Source organism: Brucella intermedia LMG 3301, from assembly GCF_000182645.1.
Classification (GTDB): domain Bacteria; phylum Pseudomonadota; class Alphaproteobacteria; order Rhizobiales; family Rhizobiaceae; genus Brucella; species Brucella intermedia.
Map to the genome: position 1 here is coordinate 709,538 of NZ_ACQA01000002.1, position 19,800 is coordinate 729,337.

Sequence of the window (19,800 nt, forward strand, 5' to 3'; positions counted from 1 at the left end):
GATGAGCGACCGTTTGTTTGACAGCCCTGTATTTGTTAAGGATGGGCCCTATCTCATTCACGAAATTGCCTGCGTTGAAGATGCAATAGATTATCTTTATGAATGGCCGGAGCATGACCGCGATGTCATATATGAAATGACATGGAAGGCATGTTGTGATGCGCAGAACGGTCTCAAACCCCTGCACGTCGCGCGCCATGCGGTAGCAGGCTTCGCCCTCAAGCGAAATATTCTCGAAGAACCGCAAACAGCAATTCCGTGGGCACCGAACGTTCGATCTGGCGGCGGCAGAGTTCCGGCATAGGAGCTTCGCTCATGCACTGGTATTTTATAATAGAGGGTACGATCCTTGCGGCTTTTCTGACGGTGACAGCCGCGCTGGTATGGAAAAACCTGCGCAGGCACTGATTATCCAAGGCAAAACCCCGGCACCGATGGGCCGGGGTTTTGCATTTCTGGATAGACGTGCATCTCCAATGTTCGGTTGAAACGGGAAATGCCCTCTCCTCCAGGCTACATCATGCTGCCAGCGAAGCCATGTCGATGACGAAGCGGTAGCGCACGTCACTCTTCAGGACGCGTTCATAGGCTTCGTTGATCTCCTGGATATTGATCTTCTCGATTTCGGAAACGATGTTGTGCTGGCCGCAGAAGTCCAGCATTTCCTGCGTTTCCTTGATCGAGCCGATCATCGATCCCGCAAGCGACTTGCGGCCCGGAATGAGCGAGAAGGCATGCACAGGCACCATATGTTCCGGCACGCCGACAACAACCATGGTGCCGTTTACCTTGAGCAGCGCAAGATAGGCATTCCAGTCGATGGCGACGCCAACCGTGCAGATGATGAGGTCGAACGTTCCGGCCAGCTTCTGGAAGGTGGCAGCGTCGCTGGTGGCGTAATATTCATGGGCGCCGAGCTTGAGACCGTCTTCCTTCTTGGAAAGCGACTGGCTCAGCACCGTCACATGCGCGCCCATGGCATTGGCGAGCTTGACGCCCATATGCCCGAGCCCGCCCATGCCGATGATCGCGACCCGCTTGCCCGGACCTGCATTCCAGTGACGCAGCGGCGAATAAAGCGTGATGCCCGCGCAAAGCAGCGGCGCTGCCGCATCGAGCGGGAGATTGTCGGGCATGGAAAGGACATATCCTTCCTTCACGACGATATGGTCCGAATATCCGCCCTGCGTCCGTTCCTTTCCTTCGGCGTCGAAGGTGTTGTAGGTCTGGATGAGGCCCGGAAGATATTGCTCGTTGTCGACATCCCGGCTGGCGCAGCCGACGCAGGAATCCACGAAGCAGCCGACGCCGACCTTGTCGCCGACCTTGAATTTGGTGACCGCATCGCCGACGGCAGTCACGACGCCCGCGATTTCATGTCCCGGAACGATGGGATAAACGGCATTCTTCCATTCATTGCGAACGGTATGGATGTCGGAATGGCAGACGCCGCAATACTGGATCGAGATGACCACGTCATCCGCGTTGGGCTCGCGCCGTTCAAATGTGAACGGAACCAACGGCTCGTCTGCATCCGTAGCAGCATAACCTCTTGCTATGGCCATGATAGACTCCATTTATTGGATTGGGGAAGCAGGCGGAATATGCCGGAGACACGGGCAGATGCGGTAGACCGATCCTGCAAGCTTCTTGCACGATCCTGCAAAACTGCCTGTTTCGCGATTGCCGATACCGACCCGCTTGCGCAATAATTGCTCTATTCCACATCGTCTGAACCGGATCATCCATGACGTCATTGACAGAGACCTATAACGAGCTTGCCGCTCTCGCGGAGCGTTTCACCGCACAGGACGGCGAATACCGCATGCCGATCGAAGGTCTGTCGATCAGCAGGCGCACGACGCCAAGCATACCGTGCCACAGCAGTTACAGGCCCTGCCTCGCCATGGTGCTGCAAGGCGCAAAATCGCTGCGCCTCGGTTCCGAAACGATCAACTATACCAAGGGCGAATATCTGGTGACGTCGCTGGACCTGCCGGTCACATGGCGGGTGGTGGAGGCGAGCCCGGAAGCGCCGCATCTGTGCCTGGCGCTCGCCATCGACAGCGAGAAACTGACCGACCTGATCGGCCGTGTGGATGTTCGCAGACGGATGATGGCCGATGGCGATCAATGGGGAATAACCGTCAATGCCGCGCCTGCGGGCCTGCTGGATGCAGCCTTGCGCCTGCTGCGCCTTCTCGACAACCCCGACGATATTCCGGTGATGGCGCCCCTGATCGAACAGGAAATCCTCTATCGCCTTCTGACGGGTCCCGGCGGCGAGCGACTGATCAACATCGCCACCGCCGACAGCCAGGCCAACCGTATAGCGCGGGCTATCGCATGGCTTCGCCAGAACTTTGCCGCACCGTTGCGGATCGAACAGCTTGCCGAACACGTCAATATGAGCGCGTCGTCGTTTCATCACCATTTCAAGGCGATCACGGCGATGACGCCGGTACAGTATCAAAAGCAGCTCCGCCTTAACGAAGCCCGCAGGCTGATGCTGGTCGAGCGGCTGGACGCCGGTACGGCAGGCCATCGGGTCGGCTATCAAAGCCCGTCGCAGTTCAGCCGCGAATATAGCCGCTTCTACGGCAACCCGCCGATGCGCGACATCGAAGCCGCCTGAATGACAAAACGGCGGAACTTTCATTCCGCCGTTCTTTAAAGAGCATCCCGAAAAGTGTGAAACGGTTTTCGGGAAAGATCGCCCAAAATAAAGAGACAGAGCGCCGATCTGATCCAGTCAGATCGGCGCTTTGTTGTCAGTGGGTCTGGCTGTTGCGGACCGTTGCAACATCCGCCGCCTTCACCGGCCCGGCGCTGTTGCCCCATGCGGAGCGCACGAAGGTAGCCAGTTCGGCAACTTCATCGTCCGTCAGGCGGTCGGCGTAGCCCTGCATCACAAGGCGCATCGGACGCTTTGCCGTGGACGGAACCTCGGCGCCGTGCAGGATGATCGAGATCAGCGGCTGCGTTTCCGAACCTGTCACCAGATCATTACCGGCAAGCTCGGGGAAGATACCCGGAGCGCCCCTGCCCGTCACGAAATGGCAGGCAGCACAGTTGTCGAGATAGAGCCGCGCACCAAGCGGCATATCCGGAGAAGCTTCGGTCAGCATCTTTGTCGTTGCTTCACCGGCGGCATCAGCCGGGGCGGCTGGCAGCGCCTTGGACGCCTTCACGGCAAACTCCTGCGGCACTTCAACGGCAGCACCGTCAATCCCCTTCAGGAATGCGGCAATCGCCAGATTGTCGGCATCGGTGAGATGCTGAAGCGAATGTTCGACCGCAAGGCCCATTTCGCCATTGGCCGTGGAGTAGGAATTGCGGCCTGTTGCAAGATAGGTCGCCAGTTCCTCGATGGACCACTTCTGCGGGGCGGAATTTGCGCCGCGCAGCGACGGTGCGTTCCAGCCATCGACGACGCCGCCGGTGAGGAAGTCCTTGTCACCAACCTGCGTGCCGCTCTGCGCCATCAGCGGATTGCGCGGGCTGTGGCAGGCGGCGCAGTGAGCCGGGCCCTCGACCAGATACTGGCCGCGATCCTGTGCTTCCGACTTGCCTGCGGCCTTGAAGCCCGCTTCCTGACCGAGAGCCAGCCAGTTCCATGCACGAATGCCGAAACGCATGTTGAACGGGAAGCCGAGCTTGGTTTCCTGAACGACATTGTTCACCGGCTGTACCTGATGCATGAAATAATCATACAGCGCGCGGACATCTTCCTCGGTCAGCTTGCGATAGTTCTCGTAAGGCATTGCCGGATAGAGATGTGAGCCATCGGCACGAATGCCGTCATAAAGAGCGGCGCGGAACTGATCGAGCGTCCAGTTTCCGATGCCGGTTTCCTTGTCCGGGGTGATGTTGGTCGTCCAGATCGTACCCATTGGGCTTGCAATCGGGCGTCCACCGGCAAAAGGCTTGCCGCCTTCCGCCGTGTGGCAGGCCATGCAGTCCGATGCATACATGACATACTGGCCCTGCCCTTCGGCGGGTTTCCAGTCCGCCGCCGGTTCCCTGGTTGGCTTCGTCAGCTGTACCGGCACGAAGATGAAGGCCAGCAGCGCGACAATTCCGATGACGACGAGAGCGCCGATTATGCGAAGAAAAGTCTTCATCACCATTCTCCTCAGATCAGCGGACGCGGATTGGACAGGTATTGCGTGCGGATCGCATGCGCAGTCGAATAGGCAAGCCCGCCGAGCAGACCTGTCGGATTGTACTGCGTGTTCTGCACGAAATTGCCCGCGCCGGTCAGGAACACATTGTGCTTGTCCCATGCCTGCGAATAGCGGTTGACCACGCCCTCACGCGGATTGTCCGACATGATATGGCCACCCGTATTGTGCGTCGTCTGGTATGGGCGCACGTCATACTGCGCGCCTTCCTTCTTGAAGGACGACTGCATCAGGTCGGGGTTCATCGTCTTGGCCAGCGCTTCCATCTTGGTCTTCATGTACTGGGTCATCCGGATATCATTCGGATTCCAGTTGAAGGTCATGCGCATGAGCGGGCGACCGTGACGGTCCTTGTAGGTCGGGTCCAGATCGAGATGGTTGGTCCGGTAGGACATGTGCGAACCATGGCTGCCGATCGACATGGAATGGCCGTACCATTCGGCGATGGCCTTTTTCCACGCGCCGCCCCATGCCGGTGTACCGGATGGCAGCGCCATGCTGCGGATCGGCTGGCCGTTGGTCTGGCCGGCGCGCCAGTACGAACCGCCGATGAAGCCTTCCCGTCCGAAATCGATCTGGTTGACACCGAAATCGTCGATGCACATGCCGTTCGCGCCGGTGCCGATGAAGGGGTTGAATTCCTCATCCTTGAAGAAGAGCGTCACGCCGCCGTTCATCTGATAGGCATAATTGCGCCCGGTGACGCCCTCGCCCGTTACCGGGTCGTATGGCTGGCCGATGCCCGACAGAAGCGCCAGATGCACGTTGTTGAGCGAGAAGGACGCCAGGATGACGATATCGGCAGGCTGGAAGACTTCTTCCTGCGTCGCCTCGTCGAAATAGGTCACGCCCGTGGCGGTCTTGCCGTCCGGCGCCATTTCGACGCGCAGAACTTCAGACTCCGTGCGATAGGAGAAGTTCGGCATGCGCTTCAGCGCATCGAGGATGGCCGTCTGCGGCGATGATTTGGAATACTGGTAGCAGCCGAAACGCTCGCAGAAACCGCAGTGATTGCACGGCCCCATCTGCATGCCATATTCGTTGACATAGGCGGTCGAGGCAATGCCGCCCGGCGACGGGAACGGGTGATACCCCATGCCCTGAGCCGCATCGGCGAACTTCCGTCCATCCCAGGTCGTGTGCATCGGCGGCATCGGGTAGTCATTGGAACGCCAGCCCTCGAACGGATTGCCGCCTTCGACGATCTTTCCCTTCAGATTGCCCGCCTTGCCGGAAATGCCCGCGATGCGCTCGAAACGGTCGAAGAAAGGCTCCAGCTCGTCATAGTGGATCGGGTAGTCGCCGAGAAGCATGTCTTCGGGAATGATCTGCTCGCCCCAGCGTTCCTTGACATAGGAGCGCAGGCGCAGCTCTTCGGGCTGCGGACGCCAGTTCAGGCCGTTCCAGTGCGTGCCTGCACCGCCGACACCGTTGCCGGGCAGAAACGAGCCGAAGCTGCGGTAGGGCAAGGCGACTTCGTCGGCGTTGCGGCGGATCGTGACGGTCTGCTGGCTGGCGCGCTGCATCATCTTCAGGCGCACGCCGTATTTCAGCTCGTCGATCATGTTGGGATATTTGAAATCCGGGACCGTGTTCTGGTCATGCCCGCGCTCGAGCGCGACGATTTCAAGCCCTTCCTGCGCCAGTTCCATGGACAGGATGGCTCCGGTCCAGCCGAGGCCGACCACAACCACGTCTTTTTTCTTTTCCTGACGTGCCATCGTTAAGCCCTTTCGCCCTTGATCGAGACCGGGCCCAGCGGGTAGCGAACATTGTAGCGTTCGACCCATTCCTTGTAGCTGCCGCGCGCACCGGGGAAGCCGATATAGCTCCACGCCTGCATGCCGTGATTGCCGCCATACATCGGATCGGCGAAATAGCCTTCCTTGGTGTTCTGCAAAAGAAGCGTGAAGAAGTCGCGCAGTTCAGGTTGAAGGCCGACCTCCCCTTTTTGCAGCGAGGTCAGCGCCGCATCCTGCTGTTCCGCAGTCAGGGCGGAGAAAGCCGCGCCGTACTTCTGCTCGCACCATGCGTTGAATGCAGGAATGCCCTGACGGTAAATCTGCGCAGGGTTCAGCGGTGTCTGCCAGCCACGCGTCGGATCTGCGGACGGATCGTGGGGTCCGACCATGTACCAGTCATCCGCGCGACCGAAATCGCCGGCGAGCTGGAGATCGATGAATACGGGAACACGGGCTTCGATAGCGCCGGGGCCGTCGCCTTCGGACGGAATCAGTCTCGCCGTGGCTGCAAGAACGAAAGCCCATTCGACTTCATTGAAATATTGGCGTTCATATTGTTCGAGTGGAACCGGGGGAGTTTGCGGTTCCGCTTTTGCTGAGACAGCGAGCCCTGAAAGCATCACACTTGCTGCGGAGGCTTTCAGAAAACTGCGACGACTCGGATATCCGGGGAGGTCGGTCATTGTCGTTTCCTGCCGATCTGGTGGGTAAGACTTTTTGAGTGTTTCCGAGAAATTCCACGATACGCAGACGAGAAACATATACGCTGGATACACATACCTTCAGAATAGTTCAAATATCTTGTACCCTAGTTGTGCATAAACATCCCCAGGTCTCTATAAAACCGGGGCTTTAGCGCATTCGGAAAAGCCCCGCAGAACGACCGGAAATCCGCTTGCCTTGGCGGTTTTGCACCTCGTTTTCACAATCACGTGATTGCAGGCACGTGATTGCAGGATTTGCCCGCCGATATTGCCCGGCAACGCCCTTGAGCCCGCTTCCGCAGGGATAATTCGCCTCGCCCGACCGGAACCGGCCCCGGCTTTTCACGTTGAAAGCGGTGGCCGAAAGAGGTCATTATGGGCCGTCGTGGTTTGCGCACGACGGGAGTGAAACGAAGGGAGGTCAGAAAAATGAAGGCACGCACAGCGACTGTCGGTGATCTTGAAAGCGTTTTTCATGACCTTTCGAGGCGCATGGCGATCGAATATATCGCCGCCGGCAAGGATACCAAAGCCGCCTATGACAACCTGATGATGAACCTGCGGGAAGGTCGTGCACATGCCTTGCTGCAAGACGACAAGGTGGTGGCAATCATCGCGTGGCACGAAGCGGATGGCGCGACGGACACGCTTTTCGCCGCGAAGGAAGAATTCTTCAACCGCAACACCGTGCGCTTCTGCAAGCAGCATATCCGGCAGATTCAGGCGCTGGCGGGCGATCTGCCTGTCCACTCGCGAAGCTGGCTCGACCGTTCCGACATTGTGAAATGGTTCCGGATCATCGGCTATGAGGAAAAGGGCACCGAGAACGGCGCCCGGCTGTTTGAACTGCCCGCCCCCAACGACGCAATCGTCTCCGCATGATTTTCGCCACCGGAGCAATTCCGGTGGCGCCCACGGCAAAAGCAAAATCCGACTGCAAAGCGGCCGAACTTGAGAAGTCTGTTCCTTGATGAAGAAGACTTCGTAGCTCACCATCGCAGCATGGACACGAGCTATATCTATATCGCCATCGCCCTGCTTCCATTCCTGCTCTGGAGCACGATCATCGTCATACTGTCGGAGCTGGATATCGATGCCGGTCACACGGACCGCGATAGCATGAGCGATGATCGCCCTACCGACGACCAGATGGCCGATGTCGTGACCATTCCCTACGGCCTGATCTTCCCGCTTTATTATCACACGCCGACCGCATCCCGCGAGATCGGCTGACCTCTTCCAAGCGCCTGGCACAACCCTTGTTCGCAAGCTGCTTCACGCCCGCCATACAGGGTTGCGGCAGCGTGGGCAAAGTGTTGCAGATAGATCGCAGCCGCAAGCCTGACCTCACCCTTACCCTTCGATTGCCCCCTAATAATTGTTGACTCTCTTACTCCATTTTATAGTTGAGTAGCACACTCCTATTTAATGTCACGAGACGGGGAACTCTCGCGACAGGCTTATGAACCGAGGGACCCGCATGCGCTTCAATTCCCGTCACGGTCGGCTGAACCTGGCTTTGACCTGCTCCACCCTTCTTGCTTCCACTGCGATTTCGCTGGCGCAGGACAGCGCGCAACCGCTTGTTCTGGACACGGTTACGATCCAGTCGCAGAGCAACGACACGCTCGTTCAGGACGGTTATGTCGCCAAGAGAGATCGTGAAGGCACCAAGATCGACACGGATATCGTCAGGATTCCGCAGTCCATTTCGGTCATCACCCAGCGCCAGATGGAAGACCAGAAGCCTGTTACGCTCAACGATGCGTTGAGCTATACGGCGAGCGCCAATCCAAACAATTTCGGCTTCGACACACGGTATGACGCGTTCTATCTGCGGGGTTTTCCGGCCTATTACACAGGCATGTTCCGCGATGGCCTGCGCATCATCAACGGCCCGTCTGCGTGGCTGAAAACCGAGCCATACGGCATCGAGGGCATTACCGTGCTGAAGGGTCCGGCTTCCTCCCTCTATGGCGTGAGTGGCCCCGGCGGTATCGTCAACGTCGTCACCAAGCGCCCGAAGGAAGAAGAATTCCGGGAGGTCGAGTTGCTGTTCGGCAGCCACAATCGCTATCAGGCCGCTTTCGACCTGTCCGGCCCGGCCAATGAAGACAAAACATTCCTCTATCGCATTACCGGCCTTGGCCGCATTAGCGATACCGAACTACCCGGCTATCCGGACGACAAATATTACATTGCCCCGTCATTCACCATAAAGCCGGATGAAGACACGCGCTTTACATTCCTCAGCGAGTTTTCCCGCTCGGTGACCGGGGGCACGGCTGCGTTCTACAATCCGTCCTATGGCGAGGTTTCCAACCTCTACGAAGGCGATCCGAACTATAATGATTTCGTGCAGAAACAGGGCCGCGTTGGCTACGAATTCGAGCATCGTTTCAACGATCTGCTGACCGTTCGCCAGAATGTCCGCTACAGCGATGTCGATGCCGACCTTGAATATAGCGGCCATTATCCGCAGGAAGGCACCGCCGATCTCGCCCGCTACTGGGGCCACTACAAGGAGCGCATGAAGAACTTCGTTGTCGACACGATGGCGCAGTTCGATTTTGAAACCGGAGCGCTGACCCACAAGGCAATCGCTGGCATCGACTATGCCTGGTCGGACTACAAGGCCTATAGCGGCCTGTCCTACGTGTCGATTGAAGACATTCGCGCAATGGACGTTCCGTTCAACGGCGCCCAGAAGATGAATCAGGTCGGCATCTACGCGCATGACCAGATCGAGTGGGATAACCTCACCGTGTTCGGCAGTGGCCGTTATGACTGGGTGAAGTCCACGACCACGGATGTCGACTATACCGATACCAGGCAGAACGACAGCGCGTTCTCGGGACGCGTCGGCGTGGCTTACAAGACCGAATGGGGGGCTCATCCCCTACGTCAACTATTCGACCTCCTTCTCTCCCAATATCGGCTTCGTTTACGATGACGTCGCGAGCGATGACAGGCACGTCGCCAAATCCGACCATCGGTCGCCAGAAGGAAATCGGCGTCAAATACGAAATTCCCGGTTATAACGCCGTCATCAGCGCTTCATTGTTCGACATCGACCAGAAGGACGGCATCGTGCTCGATGCGTCTTCGGGCATGAACAAGCAGCGCCAGCTCGATCTGAATTCGCGCGGTTTCGAGCTTGAAGCCAATGCCACGCTCGATAACGGCATCGGCATCATCGCTTCCTACACCCACTTGCGGGTCAAGATCGACAAGGGCGCGGAAGGCACCGTCGGCAACGAACTCTCCGGCACGCCGAACGATGTCCTGTCGCTCTGGGGCAACTACAAGATCGAGAACGGCGTGCTTGCCGGTCTCGGCCTCGGTTCCGGCATTCGTTACGTCAGCTCCAGCTATGGAGACGATCTGAACAGCTTCAAGAACGAATCCCGCATCATGGTCGATGCCGCCGTTTCCTATGATTTCGGTTATCAGGATCCGAAGCTTGAAGGCGTTCTGTTGCAGGTCAACGCCAAGAACATCTTCGACAATCGCGACCCGGTCTGCACGGCAGGCTATTGCTATCAGCAGGAAGGCCGCCAGATGTTCGGCAGCCTCCGCTACCGCTTCTGATGGCCCAAATGGAGCGGATGGACAAAGCACCCTCGCCGGTCGCCGTGTTTGCGACGATCGGCGGCCTCTACATCGCCCAGAGTGTCATTGGCGGCATGACGTGGACGGGTTTGCCAGCGATCATGCGCGACAATGGCGTATCGCTCGACCAGATCGGCCTCGTTTCGCTCATCATTCTGCCCTGGGCGCTCAAGTTTCTCTGGGCGCCCGCGGTAGAGCGTTTCCGGCTGCCTCCGGCGGGCAAAACCCGCACCGCCACCATTATTCTCGGCGGCGGCTTTCTGTCCGTTCTCTGCCTCCTTGTCATCGGCTTTGTCGATCCGGGACAGGTCTATCTGCTGCTTGCGATCCTGGCCGTCGTCGCCTTTGCCACGGCCACCGTGGACATCGCCTGTGACGGCTATGCCGTGCAAAGCCTGTCGCCCGAAAACTACGGTTGGGGCAATGCAGCGCAGGTCGGCGGCGCCTATCTCGGGTCGGCCATCGGCGCCGGTGCCTTTCTGATCCTCGTGGACAAAGCGGGCTGGCAGGTCGCCATCTGGACCATGGCCGCAGTCCTCGTGCTGCTGGGCCTTCCTTTCGCGGTCTTTTCGCGCGGCCGAGACAGGGTCGAGGATCGCCCTCACACCCCTTCCCTGCTGGCCGCATGGCGGCGACCGGAGATGAGACGCGGCCTTGCGGCGGCTGCGGTCTATGTGATCGCACAAAAGGCCGGACTGGCAATGCTCGGCCCGTTTCTCATCGATGCAGGGCTTGACCTCACCACAGTCGGCATTCTGAACGGAGCAGGCAGCATGTTCATCGGCCTTGCGGCGGCGCTGGCCGGTGGCTGGCTGGTTCGCGCTTTCGGCGTTCGCGGCATTCTGGTCGCGGCCCTGCTGCTGCAGGCTTTCTGCTTCCTGTTCTTTGCTCTCCATTCCTCGGACAAGAATGCAGGCGTCGTGCTCATTGCGGTTGCAGTGGCGAGTTCCTCCGGCGTTGTGGCACTTGGTTTCGTCGCGCTTTATGCGCAGTTCATGCACTGGTCGGACCCGAGACAGGCCGGGGTGGACTTCACCCTGTTCCAGTGCATGGATGCTCTCATCAGCATGGCGGGCGGCGTCGCATCGGGCTACGTGGCGCAATATTTCGGATATGGACCGTTCTTCGCAGGCGTCGGGGCCATCGCAATTCTCGCAGTGCCACTGATATGGAAACTCTGCCGCCCGCGCCTATCGCATTAGTTGCACGGGCGGCCGATTTCGCCCCGCACCTTAACCGATTTCTGACGATTAGCCGCTATCTGATGGGTGGCAGCCAATCGGGGGAAATCATGGCTTGGAAATTGATGTTTGCGAGTGCCGTCCTTGCTGTAGCTCGGACAATGCCAAGGGTCTTCGTTGCGCCCCAGGGGCCCGCCGTCGTCTCCGACAATGCAATGGAAATGGAGTTGAAGCCCGCGCCGATCAATCCCGACTGGGTGCTGGATGGCAATCCGCAGGCCCGTTCCAGCGAGCAATCGGCAAGCGCGGACGGCGCCGCCTATACCGCTATATGGGATTGCACCGCAGGCACCTTCCGCTGGTATTTCGGCTGGGACGAAACCGTCTATATCCTTGAAGGCGAAGTCCACGTCACCGATGCGGACGGCGGCACCCGCATCTTGCGGGCGGGCGACGTCGCCTATTTCCGCGGTGGCACATGGGCTACCTGGAAAATCGAAAACTATTTGCGCAAGGTCGCCTTCATGCGTCGCACCTTGCCCGCACCCGCTTCATTCATTTATCGCGCAAGCGACGCCGCAAGACGCCGTCTGGGTCGGCGCAAAGGCGGCGCTCTCAACTGATTACCGTTTTGTGATCGGCACGGGCGATGGAGCCGCGCCCGTCAGATTGACGGGCGGTCTCGGTTTTCAGTATAAATCCCCCATGGCCTTTGCCATACGTGATGGGAATGGGGTTCTCCCGAAACTGCCAGCAATTGGCTGATGACTCCTGCTTGAATTGAAACAGGAGAAGAGCGCGTCGCAGTGCCTCGTGAAGCAGGATACTTATCAAGCTTCCGGAAGCAGACGGCGAAGCCTCTATCCATTATTGAATGGACACAGAACAATGCAAGCTACCCTCGTTGTAGCGCTCGGCGGAGCGATCGGAAGCGTCGCGCGATACTGGCTGGCCCTCTTGATGCTCCCCGTAAGTCGTGAGCTTCCCTGGGGCACTATCGTCGTCAATATTATCGGTTCGTTTGCAATCTCGTTCTTCGGCGCATTGACGCTGGAACAAGGCCGCTTTCCCATCCCGGAAATCTGGCGCATCGCCTTCATGGTCGGCGTGTGCGGTGGCTTCACCACTTTCTCGTCATTCAGCTTGCAGACAATGGACCTCCTCCGGGCTGGCCAACCGGGCAAGGCATTGTTCAATATCGGTTTTTCGGTCGTGCTATGCCTCATCGCCGTATGGCTCGGACTGCTGGCCGCCGAACGCTTCAATGGCGGCATCGAACAGGTCGCACAGAATGTGATCGAAGAAGAAGCTTCTTGAGCACCGCTCCGGGCGCGAAACCTGTCGCGCCCTTCTCATTTTCGCACCCCTGAGCGAAAGTAATCTCGAGTATTAGCGCAATAAAAAAGCGTACCTCTCCAATCGAGAATCATCTTCTGGCGTGTCAAGTAATTTTATGCTAGTCTATACAATATTATATTCTAGGATTAATGAATATGGAAATTGATACATTCTCTATTCTCCAATCCCTTGCATTATTCGGGGTCGTCATAGTGATAATGTTCATGATTTTTATTGGCATGAACACCAATGGGACTTTGTAGTATATTTGAGTCCGCTTTTGCAAGGATTGCAGCTTGGTGGCACCGTGGCCTTCCACAGTTGCACAAGCTCGGCCGTCCTTGGGACCGAGAAGGAGGGAGGCTTTCAATACGGGCGTCGTAGCCCGCAACGCGCGCACCCTTGCAACCGAATACCGCTGATACTTATTGAATTCGATGAAAATGGCGGAGGGGGTGGGATTCGAACCCACGGTACAGTCTCCTGCACGCCGGTTTTCAAGACCGGTGCCTTAAACCGCTCGGCCACCCCTCCAGGCAATTGATTTCTCGTGCTTTTCCCGATTCCGGTAAAGCAGCAAACCGCAGCAAGCTACCGATTTGCGACCAATCGCTCAGCGAGTGACTTCTTAGCAGCTTTTCTTTTCACGTCAACGTGCACTGTTTCATTTGCCAGCATTCCGAATAGCGAAGATCAAAACGGCGGCAGGTTGAGAGGACAACAGTTCGATCCGGCGCTCGAAATGCAACTTTCGATGTCGATGCCATGGCCAGCGCCCGGATGCGCACTAGGTTCTTGCGAGCAAGCCTCTATCACAGATCGCCATTTCGGCAGAATTCAACACGGAGAAATCCCATGCAGCACGAAATCCGCGAAAATATGGAAGTAATCGGAGCCGATGGCGTTCATGTCGGCACGGTCGACCACATTGAAGATAACCGCATCAAGCTCAAGAAGACCGATAATTCCGGCCAGCACGCCGACCATCACCATTATATCGAACTTGGCTTCGTTGCCGACGTTGAAGGCGACAAGGTAAGACTTTCCGCCAATGCGAATGTGGCGGTCACCCTGGAAGAAGAAGCCTCCGGTCGCCCGGTCGATCTTTGAAGCAGCCCGAACGCCAGTTCATAACACGGCGCGGCGGGCTGCCGTGTTATGAGGCGCGCTGCCGTCTCCAACACCTTCATCATTTGTTGCAGATCCGGACGCCGGTCTGATAGAGTTTTTATGCAAAAATGCCGCAATGAAGCGACCGGACTTGTCCTTTGTCATAATGCGGCTTAAACTTGAGTGTAATAATCAAAATAAGAAAAGGGAAGCTATGAGTCTGGATTCCGTAAAGGCCTTTTTTGCGGCCAAAGCGCCTGAAATCGAAGTGATCGAACTGCCCACCAGCACCGCCACCGTTGTTCTCGCCGCCGAAGCGCATGGCGTGGAACCGGGGCAGATCGCCAAGACGCTTTCCTTTTCGGCCAAGGAGCAGACCATTCTCATCGTTACCCGTGGCGATGCCCGCATAGACAATCGCAAGTTCAAGGATCAGTTTGGAACGAAGCCGCGTATGCTGGATGCCGAGACTGTCCTTGCTGAAACCAGCCATCCCGTCGGAGGCGTTTGCCCGTTCGGCCTGCCGAGCGCCCTGCCCGTCTATTGCGATATTTCGCTGAAGACCTATGAGGAAGTCGTGCCTGCAGCCGGGGCTACCAACAGCGCCGTGCGCATCGCTCCGCACAGGATGGCCGAACTCGTCAGCGCCGAGTGGATAGATGTTTGCCAGTGACGCCAAAATGGACGTTTGCGGCCGGTCTGGGAGGAACTCGCAGCGAATTGATGCCGGCAACAACTTTTCCCCTTTAAAGGTGAGAAAAGACTTCATATATTTTAAGAATGATTCTAAAGTGGGTTAAGAAACAGATACTCGCTTTAGCGCATGTTCCGATCGCGCCTTGAACCTTTCGGAAAAGCAGATGCGACAGGACCAGAATTTAAAAGCAGTTCCGAAACAGGGATGAACGTTTTCGGTTGGAGCTGCAAACTCAAGGATTGGAGCATCGCTGCCTCTGTGGAGGCGAGATTGCTTCAAGACGTGTTGAAAGGAACAGTGATGCGTCTTACCCGCCAGACGAATTATGCCGTTCGTATGCTCATGTACTGCGCTGCCAATGACGGCAAGCTCAGCCGCATTCCGGAAATTGCACGCGCATACGGCGTTTCTGAACTGTTTTTGTTCAAGATTCTTCAGCCGCTCGTCGAGCATGGGCTGGTAGAAACGGTGCGCGGTCGCAATGGCGGCGTGCGGCTCGGACGCGCGGCACAGGACATTTCACTGTTCGACGTCGTGCGGGTGACGGAAGAAAACTTCGCCATGGCCGAGTGCTTCGAAAACGACGCCACCGAATGCCCGCTGGTTGATAGCTGCGCACTGAATTCGGCGCTGCGCGAAGCGCTCAATGCCTTCTTTGCCGTGCTGATGAAGTACAGCATTGCCGACCTCGTCAAGGCGCGCCCGAATGTGCGGCACCTGCTTGGTCTCGATGAGATGGAACCGGAGCGCGTCGCGAGCTGACGGCTCGGCGCCAGGGTGCGAACGAACAGGTCCGGCTTGCTGCCGGACCTTTTTTCATTCTGCGGCGGCGCGATAGGCGGATTGCGGCAGTATGAAAGGCACGCCCTTTTCGGGCGGAACGCCGACCCGTAACGAGCATTCGTAGACACGTTCGAGCCGCTCGTCAGTCAACGCTTCGCGCGGCGTCCCCATCACGTCGAGCTTGCCCTTGCTCATCACCGCTATACGGTCGGCGAACATGGCGGTCAGGTTGAGGTCGTGCAGGATCGCGATCACGCCGCCGCCTGCCGCCGCGAAATCCTTCGCAATCTCCATCACGACGATCTGATGCCGTATATCGAGGCTTGAAATCGGCTCATCCAGAAACAGATAACGCGCCTTGCCGCCCACGACGGGCTTCCAGACCTGACACAGAACACGGGCAAGCTGCACACGCTGCTGCTCTCCGCCGGAAAGCTCCTGATAGAGCCGCCCGCTGAAACCGGCAAGATCAACCCTTTGCAAGGCGAGATCGGGCAGCCGCTTTTCTTCATCGCGAGAAACACCGCTGTAGCCGCCCGTAAGCCCGATCTTCACGATTTCCCGTACCGTGAAGGGAAATGACAGGGCGCTCGCCTGCGGCAGCACCGCGCGGCGCGCCGCCATCTGCCAGGGCTTGATTTCCGCGAAGGACTTGCCGTCCAGACAGGCTGTTCCCGTATAGGCGATATCACCGGAAAGCGCACGCAGCAGCGTTGTCTTGCCGGAGCCGTTCGGCCCGACGATTGCCGTCACCTCGCCCGGTTTGGCGGAAAAGGCAACGTCGCTGATGATGGTCTTGCCCGACAGGCTTACGCCCAATGAAGTTGTTTCAATCATGACAGCCTCACAGATCGAGCAGGCCGCGCTGGCGCAGCAATATCCAGAGGAAGAACGGCGCGCCGAAAAGCGCGGTGATGATGCCGATCGGCAATTCCGCCGGAGCCACAATCGTGCGGCTTACCGCATCTGCGAGCAGCAGAAGCGTCGCGCCCAGCAGGGCTGAGGCCGGCAGGAGATAGCGATGATCCGGACCGATGCCAAGGCGCAGCATATGCGGCACGACGATACCGATAAAGCCGATCCCGCCTGCGACGGCGACCGTCGCGCCGGTGGCGGCAGCGACCGTGACGATGGCGATGTTCTTGACGCGCTGCACCTGAATACCAAGATGGCCAGCGGCAGCTTCTCCGAGAGCCAGCGCATTGAGACCGCGTGCCAGCAAGGGCGATACGGCGAGGACGACGGCAATGATCGGACCTGCGGCGCCGATCTTCGCCCAGGTGGAACCGGCAAGGGAGCCAAGGCCCCAGAATGTCAGGTCGCGGAGCTGGCGGTCATCGGCCAGATAGATAAGCCCGCCGGTGGCAGCGCCCGCCAGAGCCGCCAGTGCGATACCTGCAAGCAGCATGGTCGCCACAGAGGTCCGCCCCCGCCTCGTCGCAACACGATAGAGCAGAAACGTGCTGCACAGCCCGCCAAGGAATGCCGCCAGCGGCAGAGCATAGACACCAAGAGCAGCTATGACCGGCGCAAGAACGGTGCCGCCCAGAACGATCATGGAAACCGCTCCAAGGCTCGCGCCAGCGGAAACGCCGACGAGGCCCGGGTCGGCAAGCGGATTGCGGAAAAGCCCCTGCATGACAGCCCCGGAAACCGCGAGCCCCGCCCCTATCAGCATGCCCATGACGATACGCGGCAGGCGGATTTCCATGATGATCAGATGATCGCGGCGAAATGCATCCGCGCCCTCGGTTCCAGCGGAGGTCAGAGTGCGCAGAACCGAAAGCACGGACGCATCCGAAGCGCCAGCCGTGAGGCTGAACAGAGCAGCGAAGCACAAGGCCGCCGCGAGCAATATGATGGTGAGCCGTGCGCGTACCGCGCGGTCTCCCGTGTCATTTTCTGAATGACGCGCTGTAATGCGCTGCATGCGCGCCACGCGACCCTGGATCGTCATTTCCAATAATCCTTGCAATCGGGCCTGCGCTGGAACCGCGCAAGCCCGACCATGTTACTGCCCCGCAGGAGCGCCATAGAGTTTTGCCGACAGGTCACGAATGGCAGCGCCGGTTCGCGGCCCGAAACCTAACAGATAGGACGCCTCCATAGAAACGATGTTTCCGTTCCGCCCCGCCGGTGTTGCCGCGATAACCGGGTTTTTCATGAGCGATTCCGGCGTCATCCCATCCGCGCCCGTATCCATGATCAGGATCATGTCAGGCGCCGCCTTCTCAACGGCCTCGTCGGTCAACTGCTTGTATCCGTGATATTCGCTGATGACGTTTTCACCACCGGCAAGCTTGATCATGCCATCAGCCGCCGTGCCGGTGCCTGATGCCATCAGGCGTCCGCCGGGAGCCGACAATACGAAAAGCACACGCCTGCGTGGGTTATGGCCTGCCGCAGCCTTTTCGGCCGCCTCAATGTCGCTGGATATTTCTGCAGCAAGCGTCCGGGCCCTGTCTTCCAGACCGAGTGCCTTGCCCACGATCTCGATTTTCCTGACGACGCTTTCGCCTGTAAAGGTCTCCGGCACGACGATCATCGGCACGGACGCTTTTTTCAGGACATCGAGTGTATCCTGCGGGCCACTGCCTTCGAGGAGCAGAATGCCGGTCGGGTTGACCGAAAGCACGCCTTCGGGGGCAAGCTGGCGCATATATCCCACATCTGCCAGCTTCTTGACGGCTTCGGGATAAACGCTTGTCTGGTCACGACCGGCAAGCATATTTTCCGCCCCGAGAGCGTAGACTATTTCCGTCAGCGATCCGCCAACGGAAACAATGCGCGACGTATCGGTGAAACGATCGACAGTGTCGGCGCTCGCAGCGCCGGTCGCCAGCGACAGTGCGATGGCGACAAGGGCGGCTCCGTGCCTGAGGCGCAAGGAAATGAACGACATCGCCGTCACCCTATGCAGCGGAGGATTGCGGCAGACGTGGAAGATTTTCCACGATCATGCGCCAATCGGCCAGTTCCGCTTCGCCCTCATGACGCTCACCGAAGAACTGAACAATCAGTTCGCCCCTGGCATCATAAGCTTCGAGCGAGGTCACATGCCCGTCCTTGGTCGGCTTGCGCACAACCCAGACGTCAGAGATGTGATCGAGGCGCAAATGCATATGGAAAGTCGGGTCCAGCACGTTCAGCCAAGGGCCCATCATCTTGATCTCGTGGATCGGCCCCGTGTGAATCTGGATGCAGCCGCGGCTACCGACAAAGCACATGATCGGAAGCTTTTCCTGCACCGCATGGTTCATCATGGCCTCGACTGACGACGTGTCGACCCGCCAGGCGAAATCATGACCGGCAAGATGCACGGCCTGATGCCGGTCCACGCCGAAATCCTTCAGCAGGCCGACAAACTGGTGCACATCGGTGAGAGCGCCCCAACGCTCACGGAAAGCGTCGATATCGAGAAGCGACACATCCGCCTTCGGTCCCTTGGGAGCGAGGATGCTTGTTTCGATGACCGGAGACTGATCATCCAGCAGCATATCCCTAACGAGCGCCTCATAGGCATCAACGTCGGAAGCCGGGCGCAGATGTATCTTGAAGACCGCCTCGCCCGTGGCGTCGAAGAACTGCAGGCTGCGGCGCGTTGCTTCACCGTCCCGCTTGGCGACCGCAAAACCGTGAACCCAGTGCTTTGGAAAAATGCGAAGATCGATTTCCTTGCCGAGCGCCAGCGAAGCGTGCGCTCCCCAGACAGTCTTTTCAAAAGGTCCGATCTTTTCATGAACCACGCTTTCATTGCGCGTCAATGCCATGATCTCGCCGACAGACGCGATGCGGTTCAACAGCGTTTCAACATCGGCACGAATGCGTCGCGCCGAAATCGACGCCATCTCGGGCTGTCCGCAATGCGCTGCAACAAAATCGGCTTCTGATATAGCGAGACTCTGCGCAAAATCGCGTTCGCGCATTTTCGGATTATCAGCCCGTGCCTTGAGAATCTCCTCTGGGGAGGGCTTGGTATGGGTCGTCATCTGATGTTGCCTACTTGTTTAGGATGAGCTTGCCTTGGCGGGTGATCTTGAGGCGATAGAGCGAGCCGCCGTGCTCTATGCCCACTTCCCGGGAGCCGTCGAAAAGTTCGCGGCTGCCATAGGTTTTCAGTTGCGGCTCAAGCGCACTCTCGCCGAAGCGAGGTCTTATCTGAGCCGGAACAGATCCGGTCGAATCGCTGTGAAGCTGGCTTTCGGAAATGCGATCTGCGGCCCGCTCGGAAACGGGTCCGCGCGGCAACCGCACCTGCATGTCGATATGGATACGCCTGTTCATTTTCTCGCCTCAGCATCGACTTTCCACACGGTGATGACAGCAAATTTGTTTTGTTGACATCAATACTCATGTTTATTAATCACTGCATTACTGGAATAAACGAGTCAAGTTTAAATCTCGCTTTTTCCACGCAAGCCAGGGAGATGTTTTCTTCCCAGCCAGCAC

General features: G+C 58.2%; 21 protein-coding genes, 1 tRNA gene and 1 riboswitch. Of the genes, 12 read left to right on the top strand and 10 right to left on the bottom strand.

Going from position 1 to position 19,800, the window contains the following annotated elements:
- Position 1: 1 nt before the first annotated feature.
- On the top strand, positions 2-304 hold the full coding sequence (locus tag OINT_RS15725) for a DUF982 domain-containing protein (protein ID WP_006471346.1): 303 nt from the start codon (positions 2-4) through the stop codon (positions 302-304).
- Positions 305-518: 214 nt separating this feature from the next.
- Here the strand turns inward: OINT_RS15725 and OINT_RS15730 are convergent, their stop codons facing one another.
- The gene (locus OINT_RS15730) at positions 519-1,565 is read right to left on the bottom strand and encodes an NAD(P)-dependent alcohol dehydrogenase (RefSeq protein ID WP_006471347.1); all 1,047 of its coding nucleotides are present in this window, start codon (positions 1,563-1,565) and stop codon (positions 519-521) included.
- Between the two features lie 182 nt (positions 1,566-1,747).
- Here OINT_RS15730 and OINT_RS15735 point away from each other — a divergent pair, with 182 nt between their 5' ends.
- Positions 1,748-2,635 (top strand): AraC family transcriptional regulator, encoded by an 888-nt coding sequence (locus OINT_RS15735; protein WP_006468871.1) that lies wholly within the window; start codon positions 1,748-1,750, stop codon positions 2,633-2,635.
- Positions 2,636-2,771: 136 nt separating this feature from the next.
- On the opposite strand, the gene OINT_RS15740 is transcribed toward OINT_RS15735, so the two are convergent.
- Genes OINT_RS15740 through OINT_RS15750 form a run of 3 tightly spaced genes read right to left on the bottom strand, consistent with a single transcriptional unit; the run spans position 2,772 to position 6,609 of the window.
- Positions 2,772-4,124 carry a cytochrome c gene (locus OINT_RS15740; RefSeq protein ID WP_006471348.1) on the bottom strand — a complete coding sequence of 451 codons (1,353 nt, stop codon included), beginning with the start codon at positions 4,122-4,124 and terminating at the stop codon, positions 2,772-2,774.
- An 11-nt stretch (positions 4,125-4,135) separates the two neighbouring features.
- Positions 4,136-5,905, bottom strand: a complete 1,770-nt coding sequence (locus OINT_RS15745; protein WP_006471349.1) for a GMC family oxidoreductase — start codon at positions 5,903-5,905, stop codon at positions 4,136-4,138.
- Positions 5,906-5,907: 2 nt separating this feature from the next.
- Positions 5,908-6,609, bottom strand: a complete 702-nt coding sequence (locus tag OINT_RS15750) for a gluconate 2-dehydrogenase subunit 3 family protein (RefSeq protein WP_006471350.1) — start codon at positions 6,607-6,609, stop codon at positions 5,908-5,910.
- Between the two features lie 450 nt (positions 6,610-7,059).
- Between OINT_RS15750 and OINT_RS15755 the strand changes: the two genes are divergently transcribed.
- The 7 genes from OINT_RS15755 (at position 7,060) to crcB (ending at position 12,740) form a co-directional block, all read left to right on the top strand.
- A complete protein-coding gene (locus OINT_RS15755) occupies positions 7,060-7,512 on the top strand; it encodes a hypothetical protein (RefSeq protein ID WP_006471351.1) in 453 nt (150 codons plus the stop codon).
- A 69-nt stretch (positions 7,513-7,581) separates the two neighbouring features.
- Positions 7,582-7,863 (top strand): hypothetical protein, encoded by a 282-nt coding sequence (locus tag OINT_RS15760; protein ID WP_006468878.1) that lies wholly within the window; start codon positions 7,582-7,584, stop codon positions 7,861-7,863.
- Between the two features lie 247 nt (positions 7,864-8,110).
- Positions 8,111-9,583, top strand: coding sequence for a TonB-dependent receptor plug domain-containing protein (locus OINT_RS24310; protein ID WP_268870295.1), 1,473 nt, complete (start codon positions 8,111-8,113; stop codon positions 9,581-9,583).
- Between the two features lie 11 nt (positions 9,584-9,594).
- On the top strand, positions 9,595-10,221 hold the full coding sequence (locus OINT_RS24315; protein ID WP_268870296.1) for a TonB-dependent receptor domain-containing protein: 627 nt from the start codon (positions 9,595-9,597) through the stop codon (positions 10,219-10,221).
- 17 nt (positions 10,222-10,238) lie between these two features.
- On the top strand, positions 10,239-11,444 hold the full coding sequence (locus OINT_RS15770) for an MFS transporter (RefSeq protein WP_006471354.1): 1,206 nt from the start codon (positions 10,239-10,241) through the stop codon (positions 11,442-11,444).
- Between the two features lie 89 nt (positions 11,445-11,533).
- Positions 11,534-12,046 carry a cupin domain-containing protein gene (locus OINT_RS15775; protein WP_031346368.1) on the top strand — a complete coding sequence of 171 codons (513 nt, stop codon included), beginning with the start codon at positions 11,534-11,536 and terminating at the stop codon, positions 12,044-12,046.
- Between the two features lie 94 nt (positions 12,047-12,140).
- Positions 12,141-12,204: riboswitch (Fluoride riboswitch) on the top strand.
- 107 nt (positions 12,205-12,311) lie between these two features.
- Positions 12,312-12,740 carry a fluoride efflux transporter CrcB gene (gene crcB / locus OINT_RS15780; protein ID WP_006471356.1) on the top strand — a complete coding sequence of 143 codons (429 nt, stop codon included), beginning with the start codon at positions 12,312-12,314 and terminating at the stop codon, positions 12,738-12,740.
- A 465-nt stretch (positions 12,741-13,205) separates the two neighbouring features.
- Here crcB and OINT_RS15785 read toward each other — a convergent pair.
- A tRNA-Ser gene (locus OINT_RS15785) sits at positions 13,206-13,295 on the bottom strand.
- A 321-nt stretch (positions 13,296-13,616) separates the two neighbouring features.
- Here OINT_RS15785 and OINT_RS15790 point away from each other — a divergent pair.
- The 3 genes from OINT_RS15790 (at position 13,617) to rirA (ending at position 15,330) form a co-directional block, all read left to right on the top strand.
- Positions 13,617-13,871 (top strand): DUF2171 domain-containing protein, encoded by a 255-nt coding sequence (locus OINT_RS15790; RefSeq protein ID WP_006471358.1) that lies wholly within the window; start codon positions 13,617-13,619, stop codon positions 13,869-13,871.
- Between the two features lie 214 nt (positions 13,872-14,085).
- Positions 14,086-14,544, top strand: a complete 459-nt coding sequence (locus OINT_RS15795; RefSeq protein WP_006471359.1) for a YbaK/EbsC family protein — start codon at positions 14,086-14,088, stop codon at positions 14,542-14,544.
- Between the two features lie 324 nt (positions 14,545-14,868).
- Positions 14,869-15,330, top strand: coding sequence for an iron-responsive transcriptional regulator RirA (rirA, locus tag OINT_RS15800; protein ID WP_006471360.1), 462 nt, complete (start codon positions 14,869-14,871; stop codon positions 15,328-15,330).
- A gap of 54 nt (positions 15,331-15,384) precedes the next feature.
- Here the strand turns inward: rirA and OINT_RS15805 are convergent, their stop codons facing one another.
- From OINT_RS15805 to hemP, 5 genes are read right to left on the bottom strand one after another with little or no spacing between them, the layout of a single operon-like run.
- Positions 15,385-16,188, bottom strand: coding sequence for a heme ABC transporter ATP-binding protein (locus tag OINT_RS15805; RefSeq protein WP_006468888.1), 804 nt, complete (start codon positions 16,186-16,188; stop codon positions 15,385-15,387).
- A gap of 7 nt (positions 16,189-16,195) precedes the next feature.
- The gene (locus tag OINT_RS15810) at positions 16,196-17,308 is read right to left on the bottom strand and encodes a FecCD family ABC transporter permease (RefSeq protein ID WP_006471361.1); all 1,113 of its coding nucleotides are present in this window, start codon (positions 17,306-17,308) and stop codon (positions 16,196-16,198) included.
- A gap of 54 nt (positions 17,309-17,362) precedes the next feature.
- Positions 17,363-18,253 carry a heme/hemin ABC transporter substrate-binding protein gene (locus OINT_RS15815; protein WP_006471362.1) on the bottom strand — a complete coding sequence of 297 codons (891 nt, stop codon included), beginning with the start codon at positions 18,251-18,253 and terminating at the stop codon, positions 17,363-17,365.
- Positions 18,254-18,263: 10 nt separating this feature from the next.
- Positions 18,264-19,340: a hemin-degrading factor gene (locus OINT_RS15820; RefSeq protein WP_006468891.1), complete on the bottom strand. Its 1,077-nt coding sequence runs from the start codon at positions 19,338-19,340 to the stop codon at positions 18,264-18,266.
- Between the two features lie 10 nt (positions 19,341-19,350).
- Entirely contained in the window at positions 19,351-19,509 is a 159-nt protein-coding gene (hemP, locus tag OINT_RS24370) for a hemin uptake protein HemP (protein ID WP_374846691.1), read from the bottom strand.
- Between the last annotated feature and the right edge of the window lie 291 nt (positions 19,510-19,800).